The sequence below is a fragment of the Streptomyces sp. T028 genome, from assembly GCF_048159505.1.
Lineage (GTDB): Bacteria > Actinomycetota > Actinomycetes > Streptomycetales > Streptomycetaceae > Streptomyces.
In genome coordinates this window covers 1-24,423 of record NZ_JBLRVZ010000003.1, presented here as the reverse complement: position 1 = coordinate 24,423, position 24,423 = coordinate 1, and the positions used below count along the sequence as shown (strand labels likewise).

Sequence of the window (24,423 nt, the reverse complement as noted above, 5' to 3'; positions counted from 1 at the left end):
GGGGTCCTTACTTTTCGGTGGGGTTGGTGGTGGTGCCGAGCGCGTCGATGGCCCGGCAGGTGGCCAGGTCGGCGACGGCCTGGCGGGCGGCGCGGCGCCGCCGGTGGCGGGCGCGGACGGTGAGGGCGAGCCGGTAGAAGGTGGCGAGGACGCCGACGATGAGGCTGAGGACGGCGAGGGCGGTGAAGAGGAAGGACCATCCGCCGAGGACGGCGACGGTGTGCATGTCGTCGGCGGTCACCGCGGCCCCCGCTCGCGGCCGGGGCGCAGGGCGGCGTGCAGTCCGCCGCCGGAGAACAGCACGGCCAGGGCGAGCAGGCCGAGCGCCCAGCCGCGCTGTTCGCGGTAGGCGGCGTCGGCGGCGCCGAGGACGGCGGCCAGGGCGAGCAGGCCGCAGAACCAGTGGTCGGGCAGGTTGAAGCCGAGGCCGAGGACGGCCAGCATGGCGACGGCCGTGGCGATCCAGGCGAGGGTGGACATCAGGTTCCTTGCGGGGGTTCGTCGTTGGTGGACAGGGCGCCGAAGATCGCGTCGTAGGCGGCGTCGGCCCGCGCGTTGGCCTCCCGCATGGGCCGGTCGGCGAGGTGTGCGCCCGCGATGCAGCCCGTCATGCCGCATGTCGGGAGCGGTTTGCCGATCGGCTCGCGCCCGTAGTGCAGTTGGAACGCCGCCTTCGGCGCGGGGGTCTTCTCGCCGGCGTAGAAGAGGAGCGGCGTGTTGCTCGACGCGTCGCGGTAGCCGGTCCACCGGACGTGGCCGTCCTCGGTCTCTTCGCTGTTGCCGCGGAAGACTGCGACAAGCGTCGGGTACCTGCTGGGCCTGCCACCACGGAGCGGCGCGGGAAGGCCGAGGGCATGGTTGGTCCGTCGCACGGTCCCCTGGCTGACGCCCAGCTCGCGGGCGATGCGACTGTGCGGGACGCCTGCCCGCAGCATCTCGGCGACATCGGCTCGAACCTTCATGACGCCTTCCTCACGCTCTCGCCCGACAGCAGCAGACCGAGCCGCCCCCGGGCGCGCTGCACCTGGGGGACGCTGATGGCCATGCGGCGGGCGATCTGCAGGTCGCTCAGCCCCTGGGACCACAGCCCGTAGACCCGCCGCTCGTGCGGTGTGGCGCCCTTGGTCGGCGGTTCGGGGCGCGACTTCTCCTCGGCCGGTTCGGGCTGCTGTTCCTGCTGCGGATCGGCCGTGGTCTCGGCCGCTGCTGCGCGCTGGGCGGCCAGCGTCGTCTGGTTCAGCCGCTCGCGGCGCACCTCGGCGCTCCAGCACTCCGGGTCGACGAGCTCGCCGAGCCACAGGTGCCGCAGCAGCGCCGTGTACGAGCCGCATCGCGGCACCTCGGTGAACACGAGGGCGGGCGTGGCGTCCTTGGAGCGGTACGCCGCAGCGTCGCAGCGCCAGCGCTCGTTGTGGGTGAGACCGGCGACGACGCCGTCCCTATCCTTGCGTGAGGTGCCCGCCTCCACGGATTTGACGCTGGCGAGGCACTGGGTGCGGACGGGGCAGCGGATGACGCAGATGACGCGTGCCTCGTGCTCGGTGGCGGGGTCGGAGAACAGGTCGGGGTCCTCGTTCCGGCACGCCATCCGATCCATCCAGTCGCGGGGGCGGGCCCCGATTTCGGGGACGGACCCGGTGTATGCGCTCATGGGTCACTCCGTGGCGGTGTCGGCCGGGGCCTGGGGCGTCTTGCTGCCCTTCGGCGCCTTGCGGATGGTGGCCTTGCGGTCGCGGAGGCGAGCGGCTTCACGCAGGTGCGGGGCCACCCGGAACCGCACGGCGCGGTGCGCGCCGACGGGGAAGGTGTCGCCGTTCTGCGGGTTGCGGGCGGTCCGCTGCTTGACCCGGTAGGAGACCCAGGTGCCGAAGTTGGTGACGTTGACGTCGTGACCGCTCGCGGTGGCGCGGGCGATGGCGTCGAAGACGGCCATGACGGTGTCGCGGACGGCCTTCGGCGTCGTGCCGAGGTCCTCGGCCACGACTTCGATCAGGCGGGTGGTTGTCAGGCGGGTGGTGATGGGGGTGGGCTTCTTCTTCAACGTGTGCTCCAGGATGTTGATGGTGCCGCTCGCCGCCGGGGCCCCAACACCCGGCGGCGAGCGGGTCTGTTCAGCTCGGCTCGGCGGCCGGGCTGTGGGCCAGCGGGGAGGCGGGCAGGGGCACGACGACCGCCGACGGCTTGGGGGTTGAGGGGGCGGTGAGGGCGTTGACGGGCACCAGCGGCCGGACCGCGTTCGCGTTGGCGAGCAGGGCCCGCAGCTGCTGGTTCGCCGTCCGGAGCTCGCGCGTCTCGGCCTCGGCGTCCGTGACGAGCTGCTCCGCCTTGCCGAGCAGGCGGCGGCCCTCGTCACGCTGGCCGGTGACCGCCTCCAGCTCAGCACCGACGGCGACCAGCCGGGAGGTCAGGTCCTCGACTTCGGCCGACAGGCGGACGGCCTCGGCGCGCAGTCGGGAGCGGGGAACGACGTAGCGGTGCAGGCCTCGGCCGGCGGGCGCAACCGCGTAGGCGACGGCCGCTGTACCGCCGCAGCCGAGGGCGAGGAAGACGACCTCGATCACGCCTCCTCCTGGGTGGTCCAGGCGAACAGGCCGCCGGGCGGCACGCTGCCGAGGGGCTGCTCACTGTCGAAGCGGGCACCGCCGGTCGCCTTCTCCAGCTCGCGGTAGGCGCCCTCGTTCGCGGCCTGGAGGGTGGCCAGCCGCTCATCGAGGAGGCGGTTGCGGTCGCTCGCCTCGGTGAGCTGGGCGCGAAGGCGCTGGGTCTGCGCGTCGGACAGGTAGGTGCGCAGGCGACGCACGAGGGCGCGGGCGATCATGCGGCACCGTCCTTGATCTCGCTGACGTGCACGAGGTGACCGAGTCCGCGGTCGCACTTGCCGTAGAGGACCTCGTTGTCGGTGGGCAGGCCACCCATGGCGGAGCGCATCGCGTAGCCGAGGGAAGCGGCGTGGCCGTCGTAGGTCATCCAGGACTGGCCGAAGACGCGGTCGTGCCAGTCCTCCACACGCAGCTGCACGGGTTCGGTGTTCGCGTAGGAGTAGAGGGGGGCCGCGGGCAGGACGGTGACGGTCTGCCCGGCGAGCGAGTGTGGCGTGTCGTGCATGGTCAGGTGTCCTTGCTGGTGGCGGCCGCTTCGAGGCGGCGGGAGAAGGCGGCGAGGTCCTCGGTCAGCCCGGAGGCGATGGACTCGCGGAAGTCGCGGACGGCCTGGTCGTCGACGTAGCGGACGTACAGGTCGGTGCCGTCGTCGGTGAGCTCCATGCGCCCCTCGAACGACCCGGCCGGGAGGTACGCGGGGATGCGTGCGCCGGTACGGACCTGGTTCGCGGTGTCCTTCGCGCTGGCGCTGCTCGCGTACGTCCCCGCGAGCACCCACTGGCCGGGCATCTGACGGGCCTGCCCGGCAGCGTGCTGGTGGTCCGGGCGCGGCGTCCCCGTGGGGCGGGTCATCGTGCACCGTCCTTGGGGTGGGCCGGGCACAGGTCGAGGTCCGGGGCAACGCCCTGCCGCCAGCCAGCCGTACGGGCCTGGCGGCGCAGTGTGACCAGCGGGAGGTATCCGCTGCCGAACGTCTCACCGCAGCGGTCGCAGACGAGAGCGCGGGCCGGAACGCGGCTCACCGGTCGTCACCCCGCAGGGCGGCCGGCCGCCGTACGACGTGCTCGCGCAGTACGCCGGTGGCAACGTCGTAGTCCTGCGCCTTGGACCAGTTGGCGGCCGGGAACGCGGCGCCCATGACGAGCGCGGCCTGGTGGTGGAGGCCGGAGTCGCGCACCGGCACCTCGCGGCCGTGGGTGCCGATCACCATGGCCACCCACTTCTTGCCCTCCGGCCAGGTGACGCGGGTGATGCGGAGCTCCTTCACCTGGCGTCCGAACAGGGTGTACAGCTGCTCGCGCAGGGCGCGCCGGGTGTCGGCGGTCGCCGTGAACTCGGTCGGGCGGGTGCTCACTCAGCACCCCCGGGGTGGAAGCAGCGGCGGACGGAGTCGAGGAGCAGTTCGTACTCGGCGCGCACATCCGTGCTCCACCGGTGCTCGGGCGCGGGATGCGCGTGCCGGAACCAGGCGTCGCAGGTGGCCAGCAACAGTTCCTCACGGTCCGCCGGGCGCATGCTGAAGGCGGCAGCCTTGACCGGGCAGGCGTCAGCGAGGTGCGCGAACGCGTCCTCAACGGCCGGGTTCTCCAGGGCGTGCCGGTCGGGGTCGTCGAGCGGCAGCGACAGGCGCAGCGCCTCGATGTCCATCGCCTCCACGAAGGCGGCCATGGTGTCGGGCGTGATGCCCGTGGTCCTCTTCCCGGAGCCGGGAAGAAGCCTGGTCAGCCACGTCGTGAACGCGGCGAGCGGGTGGTGCGGGGTGGTGCGACGGCCGATGTGCAGCGTTGCGGTCATCGCCATCGCCTCCCTTCAGGAACAGTCGGATTCGGATGTGTGGTGCAGGGCCGCACGAGCGGCGGCGACCCCGCGCTGGTAGGTCTCGGGACCGGCCGGGCGCCGACTGTGGCGCCACGGCTCGGGTCGGCCGGCGAGGAGGTCTGGGGGTTCGGCCTGGGGGTCGGCGATCAGCAGGGCGACGGCGACCAGGAGGCGGCCGAAGCTCATGTCCTCGCGGCATCGGAGCTGTCCGAGGACGTCGCGCAGCTGATCGGGGGACCAGTCGGGGCGGGCGGCTTCGGCCAGGGCGAGCAGCTGCCCGGTGGCCGGGCGGGGCAGGTCGGTGTCGTCGATCATGTGGGCCTCCCGGGCGGCAGGGCCTTGGGCTGTGGGCGCCCGGCGGGGAGCTGGTAGGGAGTGCGGATGCCGAGCTGTTGTTCGCGTTCGTCGAGCTCGGCTTCGATGCGGCGCAGCTTGGCTATGGCGGCCCGGTCGCGGGCGCAGACGGCGCATTCGTGCCCGCTGTGCCAGATCCGGCCGGACTCGCAGGCGACGAGGCCGCATCCGTGGCGTACAACGGCCGCGCCGAGCAGCCACCGGCCGGGGTCGCGGATGGTGTCCGTGGACGCGAGGCGGAATTCCAGCCGTCGGCGCAGCCGCTCGGGCGCCTGGCCCTCGTCGAGCTGCCGTCCGATCTCCCGCGCCAACGCACGGACCACGTACGGCGACAGCCCCGGCAGCAGGCTCTTCACTGGCTGGAGGACTCGCCAGATCCTCGGAGAGAGACTCAGCTCAGGCCCGGCGTACGGGCGGCGCAGCGACGGCGGCAGCGGAGGGTTTTCCACAGGCTCTCGCGCTACTACCTGCTCTCGCCTACGGCGGATGTCCAAGGCGGCAGAGGGCGGATCATCCGGTGAGTCAGTCTGGTGGTGTTCCTTAGACGCGAGGGACCCCTGTCCAAGATCCGCACCCACCCCCTCCCCAGTGTCCGCAGTCAGGACCGGGTGGGTGGGCTCGTCGTGGCAGGTGTAGAGGTTGCGGCCCCGGTAGCCGGCCCGCTTCTGCACGCTGATCCAGCCGAGCCGCTCCAGCTCCCGCAGGATCCGCCGTACCGAGCGGACGTCGAGCGGCACATCGGCGGACTCGCCAGAGCGGTGGCGCAGCACCCGGCCCAGTTCGGCCAGCGTGATGTGGACGCCGGTCGCCGTGGCGTAGCTGATCGCGGCGTAGCAGCGCAGTTGGCGCGGCGACAGAGCCTCGGCGGCGCGGGTGGGAACCCACGCCCCGTGCTCCTTGCGCCAGTCGGTGGCGCGGACACGGCGCACTGCCGACTCCCCGTCGCCGCCGGACTTCGTACGCTGCTGGCTGGTCAGCTCAATCACGTCGTCGTCCGGCGCCGGCCGCATCAGCTCCGTCAGCGCCGCCTCGACGGTGGAACGGGCCAGACCCACCAGGGGCGCGAGGTAGGCGACCCTCGCCTCACAGCCGGTCGTCTTCCGCTCCAGGGCGGCGATCTTCACGTAGACGGGCAGCACCGAATCGCTGTACGAGCCGACGATGATGCGCAGCGGGACACGAACACGTTGAGGCATGGGGGTCACCTCCTCTCGGGGCGTGGTGGGGCGGGGAGTTGGTCAGGCTTCGCTGTCGGGGATGGCGCCGTCGAGGCCAGCGGTGAGCCCGTCGGCGACGGTCTTCATCTCGTGCAGCACCTCGGAGACCGTGAGGTTCGGGGTGTGCAGGACGCGGCGGGCGTACGAGGACCAGTGGCCCAGCGCGGCCCGCAGTCGCGCGGTCTCCAGGTAGGCGAGCTGTCCGCCGGTCAGGCGCAGCGTCGACTCGTCGAGCTCCAGCTGCCCGTCGTCGTCGAGGGTTCCGCGGGCCGTGCGCTGAAGGTGGAGGAAGCGGAGCGCCTCCCGGACGTACCCCTCCTGGCCCTCGTTCGGGAGCTCCAGGGAGACGATGCGGACCCGGACCGACGCTTCCTTCTCCGTGCCGGGCGCGGGCTCGGTGCGCTCGATCGCCGCGAACTCGCCGATGAACAGGCGGCGGGAGGCGGGCGTCGCGTACACCGGCCGGATGTGCGGCTCCAACGCCTCCTGCGCGCTGGCCGACACCTTCGAGTCGAACTTCAACTGCGTCATGCCGGGGGCTCCTTGTAGAGGTCGTTCAGGCGCCAGACCTTGATGACGGCGCCGGGAGTACGGAGGGCATCGCCCCAGAGCACGTAGACCTTCGAGGCGGACAGGCTGGCGACGACGCTGTCGTCGACGAGCACCCCGGCGTCCTTCAAGGCGTCCTGGGTGGAGCGGATCAGCTTGTCCAAGTCCGGCTTGCCGGTCGGGAAGTGCGGCGCGGACTCCTTCAGGCGGCCCGCGTTCCGGCCGGTGCCGAAGTGGTGCTTCGGGCGGCGCAGGGAGAACTGGACGTCCACCCACACCGCGCCGTCGAGGGCGGCCCATGCGTCGTCGTGGTGCAGCGCGTCCAGGGCGGCAGACTTCACGGCCTCACGCCACGGCTTGACCTTGGCCGACGACTCGTACATGGCGCCGTGCGCGTTACGGGTCTTCGACCCCTGCGGGCCAGGCGTGCCGTACACGGTGAGCTGGAGTGCGGGCGTGGTCACCACGCATCACCGCCGTTCGCCTGCCGGTCGAGGTCGTCGGCGGCGTAGCCGAGCAGGTCGGTGACGAGGACGCCGGGGAGCTGGTGGTGGAGCGCGGGCCCGGCGAGGGTGGACGACACCAGCAGCAGGACGGTCACGATGTCCGCCGGGGCGACACCTGTCTTCGCGGCCAGGTCTTCGGCGAGGTGGCCGCCGAAGTGGGACAGGACGCGGGTGCGGGCCTCGCCTGCGTGGCGTCGCCGGTTCTCGCGGATGACGTCCAGAGCAAGCTGGGGCGTCCATTCCTCTTCCAGCACGGCGCGGTTGCCCTGTGCGGTGATCTGCTTGACGAGGTTCTCTCGTTCTTGCCTGTTCACGCCTGCTCACCGCCCTCGGCGTCCGTCTCATGCGCGCGGGAGCCGGGCTGTGCGGTCTCCGGCCAGGTGCCGGCCGGTGGCTGCTCGCCGTCCTGGTCGTCGCGGGCGATGACGGTGCCCCTGATGACCGGCGGCGCGGAGCTGGTGTCGTCGATGTCGTCGTCGGCCTGGAGCAGGTCGGCCAGGTCGATGGACGTGGGCACGACCTTCCGGAGACGTAGCACGGCGCTCTTGGCCCACATCGCGTCGAAGTCGGTGTGCCAGGTCGAGTCCTTCAGGCCCTTGCGCTCGGCGTTCCGGTAGGCCTTGGAGTACTTGTCGCGGATGGCCTCGGCCTGCTGGCGGTTGAGGATGATGACCTGGGAGCGGCGGCCGTCGATCCACGCGAAGGCATACGCGAGGACGACGCGCCCGCGTTCGTCCTCGGTGAGGTCGACGCGCGGCTTGTGGAAGAAGTCGCGCGGGGAGGGCGCGGTGGGCTCGTAGTCCCACTGGTCCTTCTCGCGGATCCAGCCGAAGTGCACCGAGTCGACCCGGGGATGGCGGTACATCAGCTCGATGTAGCCCTCGTACATCGGCTGGAAGGTGGCGACTTCCTTGTACGGGATGATCGCCGCCTGGCGGCCGTCGGGTTCCAGGCCGAAGCGGGCGCAGGCGAGCAGCGCGTGGTGGATGGATGCCGGGGTGCAGTCCTTGAGCTTGGGCATCAGGGCGTGCGCGACGGACATGAAGTGGACGGGGTCGACGCCCTTGGGGAGGGCCTCGATGAAGAAGGTCTCGCGGCGCTGGAGCCACTGGCGGACGCTGTCGCCCACGGCCAGGTCGGTGACGGGCGGCTGCTGCGGCTGCTCGTCACCGCCGGCCGCCGCCTTCACGCGATCCTTGAGTTCGGACATGGTCATCCTTCCGAGGGCGTACGCAGGACGCGCGCGCGGTAGGTGCGGTACGTCTGGGGGTGGTCTTCGGCGAGGCGTTCGGCGTCGACGGCCGGGACCAGGTGGGTGTACTGGGCGGCGAGTTCGGGCTGTTCGTCGCGGAAGCGGGCGTGTGCGAACTGGCCGTTCTGCCGCCAGGTGAAGACGGGCTTGCCGCCGACCGTGGCGACCTCGGCGTCTCCGGCGAGCTGCCGCATCCGGTTCTCGACCGTGGTGAGCTGGCCGGACAGGGCGCCGATCGCGTCCTTGAGTTCGCGGCGCCGCTGGTTCAGGTGCATCGCCTCGACCGGGTCCACCTCGACCGTGGCCTCTTCGCGGGCCTGCCACAGGCGGGCGAGGAGTTCGGCGGTGGCGGACAGGCCGTCGGCCTCGGGCGGGATGCCGGTCAGCACATGCTCGTGCCAGAACCGGTCGGCGGCATCGGCGAGCAGGGCGCAGAGTTCCTCGTCGCGCTCCAGCCGGAACCATTCGAGGTCGTCGTCGATGAGCCCGGCGACGTAGCCGACTCGGTAGCCGGTCACCGTCAGGTACCAGTGGGCTTGGATGGCGGGCCGGTCAGGTGCCTGGTCTCCGTGCCAGCCCTCCAGGCGGGCGGACCGCCAGGTGCGGGTCTTGCCCTCCCAGATCCCGAACGCGTCGCGGCCACCGCCGGGAGCAGCGACAAGCCGGTCGGGGTTGGCGATCCAGTGCGCATGGTCGATGTGCTGGAGCGTGCCCGGCGAGTCGAGGACGGTGAGGCCGGACTCCTCCTCGAAGAACTCGGCGACCAGCCCTTCCAGCCGGTGGCCGCGCCGGGCCGCGCGCTCCAGGCGGACGTCACGGTCGGCAGGCGCCTGGCCGGTCTTCTCCAGCCACACCTTGAGCGGTCCACGGTGGGGGTCCATGCCGAGCAGGGCCGCAATATCGCTGCCGCCGATCCCGGTCTGCCGGGCGGTGCGCCACACGTCCTCGGGGGCGCCGGCGGGCAGGAGGAGGCGGGCGGTGGGGGTGGCCGGGCCGGAGGCTGTGACTAGGGCCTCCGGCCCGGCGGCCGGGACGGCGGCCGTGGGGGTTGTCGCCGTCCCGGCGGCCTGGGCCCTGTCCGGCGCAGACGGGGTCATCGGAGCGCAAGCAGCGCGCGAGGGCCGCTCCTCTTCCGTCTTCGCTTCCGTGCCGGTCCTTTCGGCGGCGGATGACGTTGACGCCGGACAGGGGGTCGGGGAGCCGCCCGCCGCAGGCCGCGTCAGCGGGGCCGTACGGTTTTGCCCCTCCTCGGCCTTCGCTTCCACGGCGGCCCGCGTGCCCGAGGCGGCGGTGGATGACGTGAACGGCGGGCGGCTGGTCTCGGTCATGACGCGGTCGCCTCCTTGCGGCGGTAGGCGGCCAGGAAGCAGTGGATTCCCCACCACGTGACGTGCTGCGGGGCGGTAGCGCCGTCGTCCCACTCGTTTGCGAGCAGCTCGTAGAACTCGTTGTCGGCGGTGCATCCGCCCGCGTCCTCGCCCGCGTACAGCAGCAGGTCGCCTTTGTACGAGGCGAGCGCATGCCGGGCGTGCTCCCCGCCGTACGGCGGCCACACCATGAGCAGGGCGCGGTCCTGGTGGTGTTTGACGGCGGAGGCGTCGTCGGCCAGCACGGTGGTGTACGGGCCGCCGGTGCAGAAGCGGTTGTCGCCAACCGGGTTGGGGTCGTAGGCGGCGACGTCGACACCGGCCTGTTCCAGCTGCCACGCCCAGTAGCCGGTTCCGGCGCCGATCTCGACGACCGCGCGGCCGTCGAGGACCTGCACCATCCATGCCACATCGCCGGGGCTGACGATGGACCAGGCGTACTTCGTGCACAGGGTGCTGCGGTCGGCGCCCAGGTCGGTGAAGCGGCCGATGGCACTGGTCCCGACGGCGTACGGGTAGGGACTCAACGGCCCCTCGTTGCCCCAGTACGGCTCGGCGGGCATCCACCGCACGACGTCCCACAGCGGGTTCGACACGCCGTCCGGAGTCAGCTGGTCCTGATCGGATCCGGCGATGGGCCGGTACGCGCGCCCGGACGGGCTACTCGGGGCAGTCTCCGGGCTGTCCCAGATGCGGCGCAGTGCTTCCGCGAGCTCGGTCACAGCTTCACCGTCCGGATCGTGATCTCCGGGGTGAAGGGGGCGCGGATGTGCTCGGCGACCTCGCGCATGGACTCCGCCCAGGACGGGGACAGTTCGCGCGGGGTCTGCCCGGCGAGCGCCTTGACGACGTCGCCGTGCACGGTGTCGAGGAACTCCGGCTGCGGCAGCGGCTCCATCTCCAGCAGCCCGCGCGGGGTGTTGGCGGGGTTCCAGCCGGTGAGGACGACAGCACCGTGGTACGGCTGGACGTTGGCGCCGAGGGCGATCAGGACGCACGAGCCGACGACGTTCAGCGGGTACCGCTTGGGGAAGAGCAGGCCTACGTCGTTGGCCCAGCCCGCGACAGCAGCGCCGGGCAGGTGGACGCGGGCCTTGCCCTCGGGGCCGAGGAGCGCGGGCCAGTCCGGCTCGCCCGTGTGGTGGGTGAGCGTGCCGTCGGGCGCTACGACTGCGTACCTCATCGACGGCCCCCGATCCGGGCCTGGTTGCCGGGCCGGTTGGCGGCCGGGGCCCGGCCGGTGCGGATCTTCGCGACGGGCGTGCCCCGGTAGTCGAGGCTCCGGGCGGGCGTGTCGACGGTCACGGGGTACCTCCGGTGGTGGGGTTGGCGGGCTCGCCGAGGTAGCGCATGCGCAGGCCCCATCGGGTGCCGTCGGTTCGGCGCGGGTGGGCTTCGAACGCCCCCGCTGGCTTGAACTCGGGTAGCAGGCCGGCGTTGACTCGCTGAGCTGCCCGGTGGGCGCTGTTGCGGGAGGCGTACGGCCCCACGTCGACGAAGGACAGGGGGCGCTCGCGCATCTGGGCAGCGGCCTGGGCGTGGAGTTTCCGCCAGTTACGCGGACCGTGTATGGCGAGAGACTTCGGCGGATCGGGCAGGCGCAAGGGGGGCAGCCAGCCGTGGTGGACGGCGACGGCGACCGCCTGGGTGGCGTTGCGTGCGCCGAGCTTGCTGAAGGCGTTGCTGCATGTGGTCGTGACGCACGAAGGCGAACGGCCAACCGCACACGCGATCTGCCCGTAGGTGAGTCCGTCGGCCAGGTACGCGAGGAACTCGGCTTCCCGCTCCGTGATCGGGCGGTCAGGCGTCGGCTGATGCCGGGCGATGGCCTCCTCGATCGCGTCGAGGGTGACGAGGTCGTCGTCGCCGGACGCGGCACCCCAGAGGTCCTCGATGAATGCCGACAGCTGGTCGGCATCGTACGAGCGGGCCCAGGGGAAGGCGAAGGTGTCACGCGCCATAGCAGCCGCCTCCCTGCGCGCGCTCCAGCTGCCGGATGCGCTCGTTCAGGCGGGAGACCTCGCCGTTCAGGCGGGAGACCTCGCCGTACAGGTTCCGGACGTCCACCCGGGCGTGGGCGGCGAACGTGATGTCGGCATCGAGGTGGGCGATGTCGTCCTCGGGGTACTCGACCCAGGTGAACGGGCCGAACCCGCACGGCTCACCGAAGTGGTCGTCCAGGCGGACCGTCCACGGGGCCTTCGATGCGGCGGCGATCCGGTCCTGAATCTCCTTCAGGTACTCGTCGGTGAGCGGCTCAGGCATGGCGGCCGTCCTCGGCGTCAAGCGCGGTCAGGACCTGGCGGAGCACCTCGATGACGCCCCCGAAGTGGCGGGCGATCGTGAAGGAGTCGACGACTTCGAGGTCCAGCGCGTTCGCCTCGGCGAGGACCTCGTAGGCCTGGGCGCGGGCGATGTCGAGCGGCGGGACGAACGTCGGCCTCGGGACTGTGAGGTCGAGGTATGGGATGCTGGATCCCATCTGGTCCACCTTCTTCGTCTTCTGGTGATGGATGGCTGGTGGATCGAGGGCTCGTCGGGTGCGTCCGGCGGGCCCTCAGTGCGTTCAGGGCCGGGGGGTTCGGCAGCGGCGGCACTCGAACCGGAAGACCGGGTTGCGGTGGCCGCACGTCTGGCAGACCCAGCGGCAGACGACGTCGATCAGGGAGCGCATCAGGCAGCCGCACGTCCCTGAGGCGCCGGGACTGCCAGATGCCCGAGCAGGACGACAAGCCGGGCGATCTCCGTGTCGGTGAGGCCGCACTGGCGGCACTCCCCCGGGTCACGGCCGTGGTCGCAGGTCGCGTCCCATCCGGCCTGGAACGCCTCTTGTGCCGTGCGGCATATCCGCCCGGACATCAGGCCGGCCTCCGCACGAGCTCCGGCTTGGCGTCGCCCTGCGGGAGCAGCTCGGCGACGTCGCAGCCGAGGACTTCGGCGACGGCGGCGAGGTCTTCGGGGAGCAGGTCGGCGAGGTCGCATCCGAGGATCTCGGCGACCTTGCCGAGGTCTTCGGGTCCGACCGTAACCGTCCCGAGGGAGACGAGTTCGACCAGTTGTCGCACCCGGTCGTGGGCCTGGTCGACGAGGAGGTCATCGACCGCGCAGCCCAGAACCTTCGCGACTTCGGCGAGTTTCTCTGGCGAGAAAGAGGCCTTGCCGAGGGTGACAGCGGAGACGAGCTGCTTGCTGACCCCTATTGCCTTTGCCAGGTCGGTCTGGCTCAGGCCCGCGTTGACCCGGCGATGCGTGAGTCGCTGGGGATCCACTGGGGTTCTCATGTCTAGGACTGTATGTGACTGAGTCGGACAGTACAAGGCGCTACTGATCGGTAGCTGTGACTTTCTTTGACATTGCCTTTCGGCCTCGTACTCGGATCTTCCAAGTGTGGAGGTTGTGTGTGGAGCCCTAGGCAGGGGTTACTCACAGTCCGGTACAGTCCAACAAAGTCCAATAACAGGAGAGGGCAGGGGAGTACGGCCATGGGAGCACCGGCGTCACCCCCACCGCCGGCGGAGGCCCGACTGATCCGCCTCGTCCGAGAGGCCTCTGGGCTCAGCCCGGAGTCCGCGGCGGCAAAAATGGAGATCAAGTTCAGCGGCAGCCGATGGCGCCAAATCGAAAAGGGCTACCGGAAGGACTGGGGCAAGGTCACTGCGCCGGCCATCACGCTCGCCCATATGGCCTGGGTCCTGCCGATCACCTCCGACCGGCTGGCCGAGACGGGCCGGGAGGACGCAGCCACGATCCTGCGGGAGCTTGAGCGCTCGAAGGCTGCCGCCGCCCCACCAGCCGAGGCGGCCCCGCTCGCCGAACTGGAGGAGTGGCAGCAGGGGGTCATCCTCAACGCGCTCGACGAGAAGCCCCGCAGCGCCAGGGAGAAGGCCCTACTTCTACGGACTCTGGCCTCCAAGATCGAGGCGGCCGAGGAAGCAGAGAAGGGCAGCGACCCTCCCAGCCGTAACGCTTCGTAACTCCATACCCATAGCTGTGTTACGACCGGATCACGATCCGCATATATGCGCGCGACCTAGTCAAATACTGTCGCATTCTCGACACCTGCACTGCACAAACAGTTGAACCGCGTGCTGCTCGTAGGGGATGAGAATGATCGGATCCATTCTCGCGGGCGCACTCGGCGCACTCGCTCTGATCGTGTATCTGCTCTTCCGGCGGCTGAGGCAACTCAGCTGGCAGCTCACACAGCTACGCGTCGAGCGCGACTGCGAACGGATCCTGCACGAGATCGGCATCCGTGGGGGATCCAGACCAGTAGTGAACGAACCACCAGCGGTCCCTGTCCGCAGAAAGGGACATCTCAGCCTGTACCTCGGCGGCGGCGTGGCAGCCGCCCTGGCGAGACTGCGCGACACCTGGCACAGGCGCCGCGCGACGATGGTGGCCAGCGGGGCCGCGGCCACCATCGCACTGGGAGCGGCCGCCCTGCTCCTGGTGACGAACGGCGGACCAGGGGACGACCTGGGGCCCACTCCGCCGCCGCCGGAGAGCGTCTCGTCCGAGCCGGGCACACCGGGCGGGCGCGCGTCCAGCGGGAGCGCTCCGCCCCCGGAGTCATCACCCGCCGGCTCCCCGCCTTCGGGTGCAGGTGACGTCGGCATGGGCCCGGGGGCATCCGCGGTGACATCTGCGCCAGCCCGACGCCCCGCTCGGAGCGTCTCTGCGGCGCCTTCACGCGCTGCGCCGAGCTTCGCCCTCCCTTCGCCCTCACCACCGTCCCCGTCGCTGTCGGAGCCCACCACGCCGACACCGTCGGCATCTGGCGGCGACGCCACCGGCCGGTGCCTGAGGGTTCGGGCCTTAGTGGAGCTGACGCTGTGTCTCGGCGTCTGAGGTCCGGCGTATGGCCGCCGCCCACCTTCCGGAGGCGGCGGCCCGGCCAGAACGGGGATGGTCACGTGACGACGGTGAGGCCGGCGCCTGCGCCGGTCTGCTCGGTGTCGTCGTGCTCCCCTGCCCTGCGGCGGAGCAGCTTGACCGTGTCCGGGTCGAAGCCGGGTCCCCGCTGTGTCGTCCGGTGCACGATCACCCGGAAGAGCATCCTGACCGCCTCGGCCCGCACATTGATGTCCAGGTCCTCCCACGCCTCCCGGGAGATTCCGGCCAGTCGATCCAGCAGGTCCGTGCGCTCGGCGGCGCCCTCCTTGCCCTCCAGCTCGGTGATCTTCTCGTCGAAGCTCGCGAGGGACTCGGCGAGTACGAGCGGGTCGAGGTTCGGGTGATTGGCCAGCTTCTTCAGCTTCTCTTCCGTCTCCCTCTTCCGCGCCCGCAGTACCGCGATCTCCGCGGCGTAACTGGGCCGCTTCGCCTGGGCCTCCTGCCGCTTCTTCTCCAGCCGCTTGAGGAACGGCGTGGAGTTGAGGAGCCGCAGCACCCGGCCTTCGATGTAGGCGTCAAGGTTGGCCTGTGTGCGGCCCTTGAAGCAGCCGGTGCAGTAGTAGTACGGGGTGTTGTTGATCGGCTTGCGGGAGAACGTCCGGTGTGGCTTTCGGCAGGTGAGCGGGCTCGTCGGACAGGTGCCGCCGTTGGGCTGCGCAGAGTTCGGTGCGTGGCAGTCAGCGCATTCGGCGACTCCGGTCAGGAGCCATTTCCGTGCGCGGCCGTGGTAGCCGTATTCGTCGAGGTTGACGGCGAAGATCGCACGCAGTGCCTCCACCATCTCCAGTGCGGTCTCCCGGTCATCCGCGTAGACCGGCCCCCAGACGGCCTCGTAGAGGTCGCCGTTCTTCTCGACGAGACCGGCCATCCGGTAGCCCGTCAGTGCCGTCTTCAGGCCGCGTGACGTCCATGGGCGGCCCCCGGAGGTGAGCGTGTGGTTGTTCATCCACTGCAAGGCAGACCGGACGCTCATGCCAGCCAGGGCGAGCTCGCCGCACTGCTTCAGGTGCTGGATCTCCTCAGGGACCACCGCGTCGTAGTCCAGCACCCGGACCTCGCGCACCTCGTCGGTCTTCGCGTCAATCACCTTCCGGGTCTCACCCGTGGGGAGCCCCCATCCGAAGGTGCGCCGGCCGCCCGGCCGCATCCGGCCCCGCTGCGCGGTCGCCAGGCGCCCGCGCTTCACGCGCCGGCTGGTGTCGTCGGAAGCCCGGCAGGCCTGAGCGGCCTCGATCCGGAGGATGAAGCGGTCATCAGGGCTGGACAGGTCGCGCACGCCGGAGACCGAGGCGAGGGGGATCTGCCGGGTATCGGCGATGTTCAGCAGCAGCTCGAGGTCGTACGGCTGCCGGATCAGGCGGTCCCCGTGGTAGGTCATGATGCCGTCGTGGACGTGGTCGGCCTTCGCGTCGCCGGAAATCAGCATGGCCCGGGAGGCGTCCATCGTGACGAGCATGCGGTCCCAGTCAGGCCGCTTGCGGTTGCGCTGCCACGCCGAGCGGCTGTTGTCGACGTAGACGCAGCAGAAGTCGGGCCAGCCGAGACGTGCTCCCATCGCGCGCCCGTCTGCCTCCTGCCGTTCGACCTTCTCCACGGAGCCGTCAGGGGAGTAGGAGAGGCGCGTGTAGAGGCAGGGCCTGGTCGGGATGCCCGGTCGCCTGTCGGGGCGGAATGTCTGGGGCACCGTCTTGCCGGTGTTCCATCTGGGCTTCTTCGTGTCGTTGATGCCGCTGCTCGGCATGGATCACCCCCGGGAAAGGAATACTAGTGAATCCTAGACTTCCATCGGCATGGAGTATGCCTCGATGTTCGCCGCGCTCGGCAGCAAGGTCACGGTGGTGGAGAAGCGGGCCGGGATGCTCGACATGTGCGACGTCGAGGTCATCGAGTCGCTCAAGTACCACTTGCGCGATCTCGCGGTCACCTTCCGGTTCGGGGAGACCGTCGCCGCCGTGGAGCGGCATCCGCGGGGCACGCTGACCGTGCTGGCCAGCGGTAAGAAGATACCGGCGGACGCGGTGATGTACTCGGCGGGCCGGCAGGGCCTGACCGATGAACTCGCCTTGGACAAGGCGGGGTTGGTCGCGGATCCGCGCGGCCGGATCGAGGTCGACGAACACTATCGCACGAGTGTGCCGCACATCTACGCCGTCGGTGACGTCATCGGCTTCCCGGCGCTCGCGGCGACCTCGATGGAGCAGGGCCGGGCAGCCGCGTACCACGCCTGCGGGGAGCCGGTGGCGCGGATGCACCACCTCCAGCCGATCGGGATCTACACCATCCCGGAGATCAGCTTCGTGGGGCGGACGGAGGACCAGCTCACCGAGGACAGCGTGCCGTTCGAGGTGGGCGTCGCCCGCTACCGGGAGCTGGCCCGGGGGCAGATCATCGGCGACGCGCACGGCATGCTGAAGCTGCTGGTCTCGCCCGAGGACCGCCGGCTCCTCGGCGTGCACTGCTTCGGGACGGGCGCGACGGAACTGATCCACATCGGCCAGTCGGTGATGGGCTGCGGCGGCACGGTCGACTATCTGGTCGACGCGGTGTTCAACTATCCGACGCTCGCGGAGTCGTACAAGGTCGCGGCCCTCGACGCCACCAACCGGCTGCGGCAGCTGGACCGGATCGGGGAGTGAATCGGCACGGGGGGGCGCGCGAGGGGGCGCACGTTACCCACCCGTCAATCTTGAAAGCCGAAAAGGTGGGGCTATCATCACTCGCACACTCGGTGTAACCGTCCCGCGACGCTTAGCGGAAGGTCACCGCCGTGGCTTTCCCCGTCGACGTTTCCCGAGGTCAACCCTTCGGTGCCCGGCGGCGCTCCACCCACACCCCCCATGTGCACGACGGAAAGCAGCACGAGCATGAGCAACAGCACCGGAAGAGGGCTGCAGGCGAACGTCCTCGGCACCTTCGACACGGTGGTGATGGCGGTCGCGGGCAGTGCCCCGGCGTACTCCATCGCCGCCACGACGGCGGTCCTGGTCGGCGCGGTGGGCCTGGCCAGCCCGGCGGCGCTGCTGTACTGCGCGATACCGATGCTGGGCATCGCGCTCGCGTTCAGCCGGCTCAGCCGGATCGACGTCAACGCGGGAGCCAGCTACTCCTGGGTGGGCCGGACCCTCCACCCGTTCCTGGGCTTCCTCAGCGGCTGGGCACTCGTCGTCTCGGCCACGATCTTCATGGTGGCGGGCTCGCTGCCGGCCGGCTCGATGACGCTCGCCCTCTTCGACGAGGGCCTCGCCGACAACACCGCGCTGTCGACGGTGGTGGGCGCGGCCTGGTTCCTGGTGATGCTGGCGGTGGTCCTCGGCGGGGCCCGGCTCACCGTGCGCGCGCAGCTGATCATGTCGGGCGTGGAGCTGGCGGTCCTCGCGCTGTTCGCGCTGCTCGCCTGCTTCCACACCCAGGACAACGCGCTGTCGTTCGACTGGTCCTGGCTCGGGTTCAGCCACTTCGACGGGGTCTCCGGCTTCGCCTCGGGCGCCCTGGTCGCGGCGTTCTACTACTGGGGCTGGGACGTCACCAGCAACCTCAGCGAGGAGACCCGCAACAGCCGCCGTACGACCGGCCTCGCGGGCCTGATCGGCGTCGGCATCGTGTTCCTGCTCTTCGAGGTGTTCACCATCGCGGTGAACGTCATCCTCAGCGCCCGGCAGATCGACGACAACGGCGCCAACGTGCTGGCCGCGCTCGGCGAGGAGCTGATCCCCGGCTGGGGCGGCAAGCTGCTGATCGTCGCGGTGATGCTGTCGACGATCGCCACCCTGGAGACCACGCTCATCCAGGTCACGCGCTCGCTGTTCGCGATGGGCCGCGACCGTACGATGCCGTCCGCGCTGGGCCGGGTGCACCGCACCTGGAACACGCCGTGGATCGCGATCGCGGTGGTCGGCGGGGTGGCACTGGTGATGTTCGTGGCCTCCAACGCGCTGGGCTCGGTGGGCGACATCCTCGCCGACGCGATCTCGGCGATCGGTCTGCAGATCGCGATCTACTACGGTCTCGCCGGGCTCGCGGCGGTCGTGGCCTACCGCAAGACCCTGCTGCGGTCCCCGTCGGACTTCCTGCTCGGCGGGCTGTGGCCGCTGTTCGGCGCCGTGTTCATGTTCTGGATCTTCGCGGAGTCGCTCGGCGAACTGGAGCCGGCGGCCGTCGCCATCGGCATCGGCGGGCTCGCCGTGGGCCTGGTGCCGATGCTCTGGTACTGGCGCAAGGGCAGCGACTACTACCGCCCGGCCCGCCTGGACGCCTCGCGGACCGTCGAGGCCGACTACGCGCCCGACGGCCACGCGGCCGCGCACGCCACCGCGTACGAGGGTCTCCCCACCGACTTCTGAGGGGAACCCGACCGATGGCGCGCGACCGATTCACCCCCGAGTTCGACCCCGACTGCGGGGACGTGTCCCTCTCCTCCGCCCGGCACGACATCGTCATCGGCCGCTGGCAGGGGCTGCGGGAACTACTGCGCACGACCGGCCCGGACTGGCTCGCCCGGGGCCACCGGGTACGGCTGCTGGCGCAGGTCTGCGCGGGCAGTTCGACGGCGGAGACCTGGCTGGCCGCCGAGCCGCAGAGCGCGGACGCGCTCGTGCTGCGGGCGGCCACGGAGACCGCACGGGCGTTCAACCTGGCCATCTCCGCGGGCCGGGGGGTGCCGATCGACCAGCAACGGATCGACGCGGCCGTACTGGCGTGCCTGTCGGCCGCCGAGGCCTACCCGGCCGACCCCACGCCGTGGGTCTCGCTGATCTCGGTGGCGCGCCTCTACCCGTCCGGGGTGCGCCGACAGGAACTGGCCCGCTGGTGGGACGAGTTGCACCAGCGCGACCCGTACAGCATGGAGGGACACCTCCAGGTGCTGCACTACTACTCGGCCCGCTGGCACGGGTCGCACGGCCTGATGTACGACTTCGCCCGCGACGCGGCGGGGGTGGCCCCACCGGGCTGCCCGCTGCCGGTCCTCGTGCAGTACGCCCGTGTCGAGGAGTACCGGTACGCCGCCGACACCGCCCAGGGGCGCCCCGCCCGGGTGGGGCTCGCCCAGCACTGGAACAACGACGGGGCGGTGAGCGATGTACGCCGCACGTGGGAGCGGTGGATCAGCGGGCGGCCGGACTCGGTTGTGGCGCCCGGTGAGCTGCGGGACTTCAACTATCTTGCTCATGCGGCCTGTTGGGCGGATGCGGAGGATGTGGGCGCGCCGTTGCTGCGGGTGCTGGGGCAGCGGGCCACGCGTACGCCTTGGTCTTATACCGGGGATCCTGCTCAGCAGCTGGTGCGGTGGCGGAGGGAGTGGGTGGTACGGGCCTCTTGAGGACCGGTGGGCGGGTGCGGGTTGTATGGGGCTGGTCGCGCCCCGCGGCGGAGCCGCATATGAGCAGAGCCCCGCGCCCCTGAAGGGGCGCTACTCGTCACGGTGTTGCATTTGGGCCGTCCGGCCTCGTGTTGCGGTGGGCGACCATCATGCCCGTTCCCCCTCGCCTACCCGCGGTCGCCGACACCCACTACCTACCTGCCCCCGGCGGCCGGGAAACACGTGTACGGCTCAACGGCTCTTCGGTGCCCGGTGCGGCGGCTGGCCGGGGGCCTGACGGACCGGCGGGGGGGGCACCGGGCGCACCACGGGGCCGTCCCCGTTCACGGTGAGCGGTGTGCCGTGATGGCGGATCGTCAGGGGTCCGCCGGACAGCAGGGTGTACGTCGCCTTGTCGGGGCCGATCTCCACGCGCAGCCGGCTGCCGAGGAGCTGCACGCTGAAGGCGAGGCGGCTGAAGCGCTCCGGCAGGCGCGGGGAGAAGCGCAGGCTCGTGCCGTCGCGGCGCAGTCCGCCGAAGCCCGCGACCAGGGCGGTCCAGGTGCCGGCGAGGGAGGCCATGTGGAGTCCGTCGCGGGTGTTCTGCTCCAGGTCGGCCAGGTCCATCAGCGCGGCCTCGGCGGTGTAGTCGTAGGCGAGGCGCAGATGGCCGGCCTGCGCGGCTATCACGGCCTGGCAGCACGCGGACAGCGAGGAGTCGCGGACGGTCAGGGGCTCGTAGTAGGCGAAGTTGCGGGCGAGCTGTTCGTCGTCGAAGTGGCCGCCGCAGGTGTACATCGCGAGGACGAGGTCGGCCTGTTTGACGACCTGCTTGCGGTAGAGGTCGAAGTACGGGAAGTGCAGCAGGAGCGGGTACTGGTCGGGGCGGGTGCCGGCGAAGTTCCAGTGCTGGTAGCGGGTGAAGCCGGCGTGCTGTTCGTGGACGCCGAGGTCGTGGTTGAAGGGGATGTGCACCGCCTCGGCGGCGTCCCGCCAGGCGGCGCTCTCCTCCTCGTCGACGCCGAGCCGGGCGGCCTCCTCGGGGTGGCGTTCGACGGCGTCGGCGGCGGCGAGGAGGTTCGCGCGGGCCATGAGGTTGGTGTACGTGTTGTCGTCGGCGACCGCGCTGTACTCGTCGGGGCCGGTGACGCCGTCGATGTGGAAGGTGCCGTGGGTGTCGTGGTGGCCGAGCGAGCGCCACAGCCGGGCGGTCTCCACGAGGAGTTCGACGCCTGTGGTCCGCTCGAACTCGATGTCGCCCGTGGCCGCGACGAAGCGCACGACGGCGTCGGCTATGTCGGCGTTGACGTGGAAGGCGGCGGTGCCGGCCGGCCAGTACGCGGAGCCCTCGGAACCCTCGATGGTGCGCCAGGGGAACGCGGCGCCGCTCAGTCCGAGCAGGGCGGCGCGCTCGCGGGCGGTGGGGAGGGTGTTCTGCCGCCAGCGCAGGGCCTCCGCGACGGCGTCGGGCGCGGTGTAGGTGAGCAGGGGCAGCACGAAGGTCTCGGTGTCCCAGAAGGCGTGTCCGTCGTAACCGGAGCCGGTCAGGCCCTTGGCGGGGATGGCGCGCTGCTCGGCGCGGGCGCCCGCCTGGAACACGTGGAAGAGGGCGAAGCGGACGGCCTGCTGGATCTCCTCGTCGCCGTCGACCTCGACGTCGGCGCGGGCCCAGAAGTCGTCGAGGCAGGCCCGCTGGTCGTCGAGGAGGCCCTGCCAGCCGCTGTGTCCGGCGGCGGCGAGGGCGGCCTCCACCTGGTCGCTCATCGCGGGCCGGGAGCGGGCGCCGGACCAGCCGTGCGCGACGAGCTTCTCCACCCGCAGCCGCTCGCCCGGCTCCAGCACGGAGGTGACGGTCAGCCGGGCCACGTCCACGTTGCTCTCGCTGCTGGTGGTGGTCCGCGCGGGTCCGGTGACGGTGTGGTCGGCGGCGACGGCCACCCGCAGTCCGCTGCGTTTCGTACGGTGCACCAGACGCAGCCGGTTGCCGACGGCGACGTCCTCCTCGGGCTCCAGCGGGGATTTGAGGGCGCGGGCGGCGCGCGGGTCGCCGCCCGGGTCGGGCAGGCTCTCGTTGGCGACCAGCTCGGACTGGATCACCACCCGGGAGCGGCTGCCGACGGCCTCGACCTCGTAGGCGACGGCGGCGACGGCCCGCTGGGTGAGGGAGACCAGCCGGGTCGAGCGCACCCGGACCGTGGTCCCGGCCGGCGAGGTCCACTCGCAGCTGCGCTCCAGGATGCCGCGCCGCAGGTCCAGCACCCGCTCGTGGGTGACGAGGCGGCCGTAGCGCAGGTCGAACGGCTCGTCGTCGACCAGCAGGCGCAGGACCTTGCCGTTGGTGACGTTGATGACGGTCTGCCCGGACTCCGGGTAGCCGTAGCCCGCCTCGGCGTAGGGCAGGGGGTGCAGTTCGTGGACGCCGTTGAGGTAGGAGCCGGGCAGGCCGTGGGGTTCGCCCTCGTCGAGGTTGCCGCGCCAGCCGACGTGCCCGTTGGACAGGGCGAAGACCGACTCGCTCTGTGCGAGGACGTCGAGGCCCAGCGCCGTCTCGCGCACGCACCACGGTTCCACGGTGTACGCACGGTGGGTGATCACGCCTGCCCTCCCAGCTCGGCGAGGTCCTTGACGACGACGTCGGCGCCGTGCGCGTACAGCGCGTCGGTCTGTCCGACGCGGTCAACGCCCACGACGTACCCGAAGTTCCCGGCCCGCCCGGCGTCCATCCCGGCCAGCGCGTCCTCGAAGACGGCGGCGCGGGCCGGTGTGACGCCGAGGTCGCGGGCGGCGGCGAGGAAGGTGTCGGGGCGCGGCTTGCCCGGCAGGCCCCGCTCGGCCGCCACGACCCCGTCGATCCGTACGTCGAAGAGGTGCTCGGCGCCGATCGACTGCAGGACGTCCTTGGTGTTGGCGCTGGAGGAGACGATCGCCGTGCGCAGTCCACGCGCGCGTGCCGCCTCGATGTAGCGCAGGGTGCCGTCGTAGGGCTGGACGCCCTCGGTGCGGATCCGGTCCAGGAGGAGTCGGTTCTTGCGGTTGCCCAGGCCGTGGACGGTGGGTGCGTCGGGCGGGTCGTCGGGGCCGCCCTCGGGCAGGTGGATGTCCCGGGAGGCGAGGAAGGTGCGCACGCCGTCGGCGCGGGGGCGGCCGTCGACGTACCGCTCGTAGTCCTCGCCCGCGTCGAAGGGCCGGAATCCTTCGCCCTCGCGCGCGTGCAGGAAGGCGTCGAAGGTCTCCTTCCAGGCGGCCGCGTGCACCACGGCCGTCCGGGTGACGACCCCGTCGAGGTCGAAGAGGCACGCCTGGATGGCTTCGGGAAGGCCGAGCGTCGTCGTCATACAGAGTCCGGTTCCCCGGGAGCCCCGCCTGTATGACGTCAGTCGTGGGGGAAGGAGTGGTGCTCGTGCGCGATCAGCCAGCGGCCGTGCTCCTTGCGCAGGCCGAAGGTGAGGCGCAGCCGCAGGGTGGGGCTCTCGGCGAGTTCCTGGGGCGTTCCGCAGCGCAGCAGGGCGTGGGCGTAGGCGACGTCGGGGCCGGCGGTGACGTCGAGGGTGTCGATGTCGAAGCGGGCGCCGGATGCCTGCCAGGCGAAGAACGGCGGCCAGCAGGCCCGGTACGCGGCCAGGCCCCGGATGCCCTCGTGCGGCGCCGGCACGTCGTACATGACGAGGTCCTCGGCGTGGCCCGCGCAGACGGTGTCGAGGTCCCCGCGGTGGACGGCGTCGGCCCAGCGGGTGATCAGGATGCGGATCTGCGTCTCGTCGTCGGACACGGTCGCCCTCCTCTCGCTGCGGGTCTCCTTCCAGGAGACTGCGACACTCTGCTGTGTGCTCACTTTCGACGATTTGCTGCACCGGGCCCGTTCCCTCGCCGGGGACGGCCGACGGCGCGCGCTGCTCGGCATCGCGGGAAGCCCCGGCGCGGGCAAGACGACCCTCGCCGAGCGTTTGGTACGGGAACTGAACGGGGACGGCGACCGCTGGGCGGCGCACGTCCCGATGGACGGCTTCCACCTCGCCGACGTCGAGCTCGACCGGCTCGGCCGCCGGGACCGCAAGGGCGCGCCGGACACCTTCGACGCGGCCGGGTACGCGGCCCTGCTGCACCGGCTGCGGGAGGGGACGGACGGCGAGGACATCGTCTACGCACCCGGCTTCGAACGGGTCCTGGAGCAGCCGATCGCGGGAGCCGTCCCCGTGCCGCCGACGGCCCGGCTGATCGTCACGGAGGGCAACTACCTCCTCCTCGGCACGGGCGCGTGGCCCCGTGTACGCGCCGCGCTGGACGAGGTGTGGTTCTGCGAGGCCGACGAGGACGACCGGGTCCGCCGGCTCGTCGCCCGGCACGTGGAGTTCGGCAAGGGGCAGGAGGAGGCGACGGCCTGGGTGGAGCGCAGCGACCGGCGCAACGCCGAGCTGGTGGCCGCGACCCGGGGGCGGGCGGACCTGGTGGTGCGGATACCCGTCTGACGCGGGCCAGGGCCCTTCTGATGGATCTCCGTGGGAGAAGGAGCGGCGTTCGGTGCGTGCTCTGGGGGTCCCCCCGGCCGAAGGCTGGGGGAGTGCCGGGCG

At 71.2% G+C, this 24,423-nt stretch carries 35 protein-coding genes and 1 pseudogene; 5 read left to right on the top strand and 31 right to left on the bottom strand.

Features of this window, described 5'->3' with window-relative positions:
* Positions 1-7: 7 nt before the first annotated feature.
* The 27 genes from ACLZN2_RS02570 to ACLZN2_RS02440 form a co-directional block, all read right to left on the bottom strand.
* On the bottom strand, positions 8-241 hold the full coding sequence (locus ACLZN2_RS02570) for a hypothetical protein (protein ID WP_416976667.1): 234 nt from the start codon (positions 239-241) through the stop codon (positions 8-10).
* Positions 238-480 carry a hypothetical protein gene (locus ACLZN2_RS02565; RefSeq protein WP_416976666.1) on the bottom strand — a complete coding sequence of 81 codons (243 nt, stop codon included), beginning with the start codon at positions 478-480 and terminating at the stop codon, positions 238-240. Before ACLZN2_RS02565 ends, ACLZN2_RS02570 begins: the two co-directional genes overlap by 4 nt.
* Positions 480-962: a helix-turn-helix domain-containing protein gene (locus ACLZN2_RS02560; protein WP_416976665.1), complete on the bottom strand. Its 483-nt coding sequence runs from the start codon at positions 960-962 to the stop codon at positions 480-482. The genes ACLZN2_RS02565 and ACLZN2_RS02560 overlap by 1 nt, the downstream gene beginning before the upstream one ends.
* Entirely contained in the window at positions 959-1,651 is a 693-nt protein-coding gene (locus ACLZN2_RS02555; RefSeq protein ID WP_416976664.1) for a WhiB family transcriptional regulator, read from the bottom strand. The genes ACLZN2_RS02560 and ACLZN2_RS02555 overlap by 4 nt, the downstream gene beginning before the upstream one ends.
* Before the next feature lie 3 nt (positions 1,652-1,654).
* Positions 1,655-2,041, bottom strand: coding sequence for an HU family DNA-binding protein (locus ACLZN2_RS02550; protein WP_416976663.1), 387 nt, complete (start codon positions 2,039-2,041; stop codon positions 1,655-1,657).
* 70 nt (positions 2,042-2,111) lie between these two features.
* Positions 2,112-2,561: a hypothetical protein gene (locus tag ACLZN2_RS02545; protein WP_416976662.1), complete on the bottom strand. Its 450-nt coding sequence runs from the start codon at positions 2,559-2,561 to the stop codon at positions 2,112-2,114.
* Entirely contained in the window at positions 2,558-2,818 is a 261-nt protein-coding gene (locus tag ACLZN2_RS02540) for a hypothetical protein (RefSeq protein ID WP_416976661.1), read from the bottom strand. The genes ACLZN2_RS02545 and ACLZN2_RS02540 overlap by 4 nt, the downstream gene beginning before the upstream one ends.
* Positions 2,815-3,105, bottom strand: a complete 291-nt coding sequence (locus ACLZN2_RS02535) for a hypothetical protein (RefSeq protein WP_416976660.1) — start codon at positions 3,103-3,105, stop codon at positions 2,815-2,817. The genes ACLZN2_RS02540 and ACLZN2_RS02535 overlap by 4 nt, the downstream gene beginning before the upstream one ends.
* Before the next feature lie 2 nt (positions 3,106-3,107).
* Positions 3,108-3,452 (bottom strand): hypothetical protein, encoded by a 345-nt coding sequence (locus tag ACLZN2_RS02530; RefSeq protein WP_416976659.1) that lies wholly within the window; start codon positions 3,450-3,452, stop codon positions 3,108-3,110.
* Positions 3,449-3,622 carry a hypothetical protein gene (locus ACLZN2_RS02525; protein WP_416976658.1) on the bottom strand — a complete coding sequence of 58 codons (174 nt, stop codon included), beginning with the start codon at positions 3,620-3,622 and terminating at the stop codon, positions 3,449-3,451. The genes ACLZN2_RS02530 and ACLZN2_RS02525 overlap by 4 nt, the downstream gene beginning before the upstream one ends.
* Positions 3,619-3,954: a hypothetical protein gene (locus ACLZN2_RS02520; protein WP_416976657.1), complete on the bottom strand. Its 336-nt coding sequence runs from the start codon at positions 3,952-3,954 to the stop codon at positions 3,619-3,621. Before ACLZN2_RS02520 ends, ACLZN2_RS02525 begins: the two co-directional genes overlap by 4 nt.
* Positions 3,951-4,394 (bottom strand): hypothetical protein, encoded by a 444-nt coding sequence (locus tag ACLZN2_RS02515; RefSeq protein WP_416976656.1) that lies wholly within the window; start codon positions 4,392-4,394, stop codon positions 3,951-3,953. The genes ACLZN2_RS02520 and ACLZN2_RS02515 overlap by 4 nt, the downstream gene beginning before the upstream one ends.
* A gap of 15 nt (positions 4,395-4,409) precedes the next feature.
* Positions 4,410-4,733: a hypothetical protein gene (locus tag ACLZN2_RS02510; protein WP_416976655.1), complete on the bottom strand. Its 324-nt coding sequence runs from the start codon at positions 4,731-4,733 to the stop codon at positions 4,410-4,412.
* Positions 4,730-5,968: a hypothetical protein gene (locus ACLZN2_RS02505; protein ID WP_416976654.1), complete on the bottom strand. Its 1,239-nt coding sequence runs from the start codon at positions 5,966-5,968 to the stop codon at positions 4,730-4,732. The genes ACLZN2_RS02510 and ACLZN2_RS02505 overlap by 4 nt, the downstream gene beginning before the upstream one ends.
* Positions 5,969-6,010: 42 nt before the next feature.
* A complete protein-coding gene (locus ACLZN2_RS02500; RefSeq protein ID WP_416976653.1) occupies positions 6,011-6,520 on the bottom strand; it encodes a hypothetical protein in 510 nt (169 codons plus the stop codon).
* On the bottom strand, positions 6,517-7,002 hold the full coding sequence (locus tag ACLZN2_RS02495) for a RusA family crossover junction endodeoxyribonuclease (RefSeq protein ID WP_416976652.1): 486 nt from the start codon (positions 7,000-7,002) through the stop codon (positions 6,517-6,519). Before ACLZN2_RS02495 ends, ACLZN2_RS02500 begins: the two co-directional genes overlap by 4 nt.
* Complete coding sequence (locus ACLZN2_RS02490) at positions 6,999-7,358, bottom strand: hypothetical protein (protein ID WP_416976651.1); 360 nt, start codon at positions 7,356-7,358, stop codon at positions 6,999-7,001. The genes ACLZN2_RS02495 and ACLZN2_RS02490 overlap by 4 nt, the downstream gene beginning before the upstream one ends.
* The gene (locus ACLZN2_RS02485; protein WP_416976650.1) at positions 7,355-8,254 is read right to left on the bottom strand and encodes a recombinase RecT; all 900 of its coding nucleotides are present in this window, start codon (positions 8,252-8,254) and stop codon (positions 7,355-7,357) included. Before ACLZN2_RS02485 ends, ACLZN2_RS02490 begins: the two co-directional genes overlap by 4 nt.
* Before the next feature lie 2 nt (positions 8,255-8,256).
* Entirely contained in the window at positions 8,257-9,624 is a 1,368-nt protein-coding gene (locus ACLZN2_RS02480) for a YqaJ viral recombinase family protein (RefSeq protein ID WP_416976649.1), read from the bottom strand.
* Positions 9,621-10,385 carry a hypothetical protein gene (locus tag ACLZN2_RS02475; RefSeq protein WP_416976648.1) on the bottom strand — a complete coding sequence of 255 codons (765 nt, stop codon included), beginning with the start codon at positions 10,383-10,385 and terminating at the stop codon, positions 9,621-9,623. The genes ACLZN2_RS02480 and ACLZN2_RS02475 overlap by 4 nt, the downstream gene beginning before the upstream one ends.
* Positions 10,382-10,846: a hypothetical protein gene (locus tag ACLZN2_RS02470; RefSeq protein WP_416976647.1), complete on the bottom strand. Its 465-nt coding sequence runs from the start codon at positions 10,844-10,846 to the stop codon at positions 10,382-10,384. The genes ACLZN2_RS02475 and ACLZN2_RS02470 overlap by 4 nt, the downstream gene beginning before the upstream one ends.
* Positions 10,843-10,968 carry a hypothetical protein gene (locus ACLZN2_RS02465; protein WP_416976646.1) on the bottom strand — a complete coding sequence of 42 codons (126 nt, stop codon included), beginning with the start codon at positions 10,966-10,968 and terminating at the stop codon, positions 10,843-10,845. Before ACLZN2_RS02465 ends, ACLZN2_RS02470 begins: the two co-directional genes overlap by 4 nt.
* Complete coding sequence (locus ACLZN2_RS02460; RefSeq protein ID WP_416976645.1) at positions 10,965-11,624, bottom strand: response regulator transcription factor; 660 nt, start codon at positions 11,622-11,624, stop codon at positions 10,965-10,967. Before ACLZN2_RS02460 ends, ACLZN2_RS02465 begins: the two co-directional genes overlap by 4 nt.
* Positions 11,614-11,928, bottom strand: coding sequence for a hypothetical protein (locus ACLZN2_RS02455; RefSeq protein ID WP_416976644.1), 315 nt, complete (start codon positions 11,926-11,928; stop codon positions 11,614-11,616). Before ACLZN2_RS02455 ends, ACLZN2_RS02460 begins: the two co-directional genes overlap by 11 nt.
* Entirely contained in the window at positions 11,921-12,145 is a 225-nt protein-coding gene (locus ACLZN2_RS02450) for a hypothetical protein (RefSeq protein ID WP_416976643.1), read from the bottom strand. Before ACLZN2_RS02450 ends, ACLZN2_RS02455 begins: the two co-directional genes overlap by 8 nt.
* A 191-nt stretch (positions 12,146-12,336) precedes the next feature.
* Positions 12,337-12,522: a hypothetical protein gene (locus ACLZN2_RS02445; RefSeq protein WP_416976642.1), complete on the bottom strand. Its 186-nt coding sequence runs from the start codon at positions 12,520-12,522 to the stop codon at positions 12,337-12,339.
* Complete coding sequence (locus ACLZN2_RS02440; RefSeq protein ID WP_416976641.1) at positions 12,522-12,944, bottom strand: helix-turn-helix domain-containing protein; 423 nt, start codon at positions 12,942-12,944, stop codon at positions 12,522-12,524. Before ACLZN2_RS02440 ends, ACLZN2_RS02445 begins: the two co-directional genes overlap by 1 nt.
* 300 nt (positions 12,945-13,244) lie before the next feature.
* Here ACLZN2_RS02440 and ACLZN2_RS02435 point away from each other — a divergent pair, with 300 nt between their 5' ends.
* A complete protein-coding gene (locus tag ACLZN2_RS02435) occupies positions 13,245-13,637 on the top strand; it encodes a hypothetical protein (protein WP_416976640.1) in 393 nt (130 codons plus the stop codon).
* A gap of 938 nt (positions 13,638-14,575) precedes the next feature.
* Here ACLZN2_RS02435 and ACLZN2_RS02430 read toward each other — a convergent pair.
* Complete coding sequence (locus tag ACLZN2_RS02430) at positions 14,576-16,300, bottom strand: recombinase family protein (RefSeq protein ID WP_416976639.1); 1,725 nt, start codon at positions 16,298-16,300, stop codon at positions 14,576-14,578.
* 43 nt (positions 16,301-16,343) lie between these two features.
* On the opposite strand from ACLZN2_RS02430, the pseudogene ACLZN2_RS02425 reads away from it, so the two are divergent.
* The 3 genes and pseudogenes from ACLZN2_RS02425 to ACLZN2_RS02415 all read left to right on the top strand — a co-directional run.
* Positions 16,344-17,195: pseudogene (locus ACLZN2_RS02425) on the top strand (FAD-dependent oxidoreductase); the annotation flags it as partial.
* A 228-nt stretch (positions 17,196-17,423) separates the two neighbouring features.
* A complete protein-coding gene (locus ACLZN2_RS02420; RefSeq protein ID WP_416976638.1) occupies positions 17,424-18,899 on the top strand; it encodes an APC family permease in 1,476 nt (491 codons plus the stop codon).
* 14 nt (positions 18,900-18,913) lie between these two features.
* Positions 18,914-19,876: a hypothetical protein gene (locus ACLZN2_RS02415; protein WP_416976637.1), complete on the top strand. Its 963-nt coding sequence runs from the start codon at positions 18,914-18,916 to the stop codon at positions 19,874-19,876.
* Positions 19,877-20,107: 231 nt separating this feature from the next.
* Here ACLZN2_RS02415 and ACLZN2_RS02410 read toward each other — a convergent pair whose 3' ends face one another.
* From ACLZN2_RS02410 to ACLZN2_RS02400, 3 genes are read right to left on the bottom strand one after another with little or no spacing between them, the layout of a single operon-like run.
* On the bottom strand, positions 20,108-22,450 hold the full coding sequence (locus tag ACLZN2_RS02410; protein WP_416976636.1) for a glycoside hydrolase family 65 protein: 2,343 nt from the start codon (positions 22,448-22,450) through the stop codon (positions 20,108-20,110).
* Positions 22,447-23,190 carry an HAD family hydrolase gene (locus ACLZN2_RS02405; RefSeq protein ID WP_416976635.1) on the bottom strand — a complete coding sequence of 248 codons (744 nt, stop codon included), beginning with the start codon at positions 23,188-23,190 and terminating at the stop codon, positions 22,447-22,449. Before ACLZN2_RS02405 ends, ACLZN2_RS02410 begins: the two co-directional genes overlap by 4 nt.
* A 38-nt stretch (positions 23,191-23,228) precedes the next feature.
* Positions 23,229-23,624: a YybH family protein gene (locus ACLZN2_RS02400; RefSeq protein WP_416976634.1), complete on the bottom strand. Its 396-nt coding sequence runs from the start codon at positions 23,622-23,624 to the stop codon at positions 23,229-23,231.
* 55 nt (positions 23,625-23,679) lie between these two features.
* Here ACLZN2_RS02400 and ACLZN2_RS02395 point away from each other — a divergent pair, with 55 nt between their 5' ends.
* A complete protein-coding gene (locus ACLZN2_RS02395; RefSeq protein WP_416976633.1) occupies positions 23,680-24,321 on the top strand; it encodes a nucleoside/nucleotide kinase family protein in 642 nt (213 codons plus the stop codon).
* Positions 24,322-24,423 lie beyond the last annotated feature (102 nt).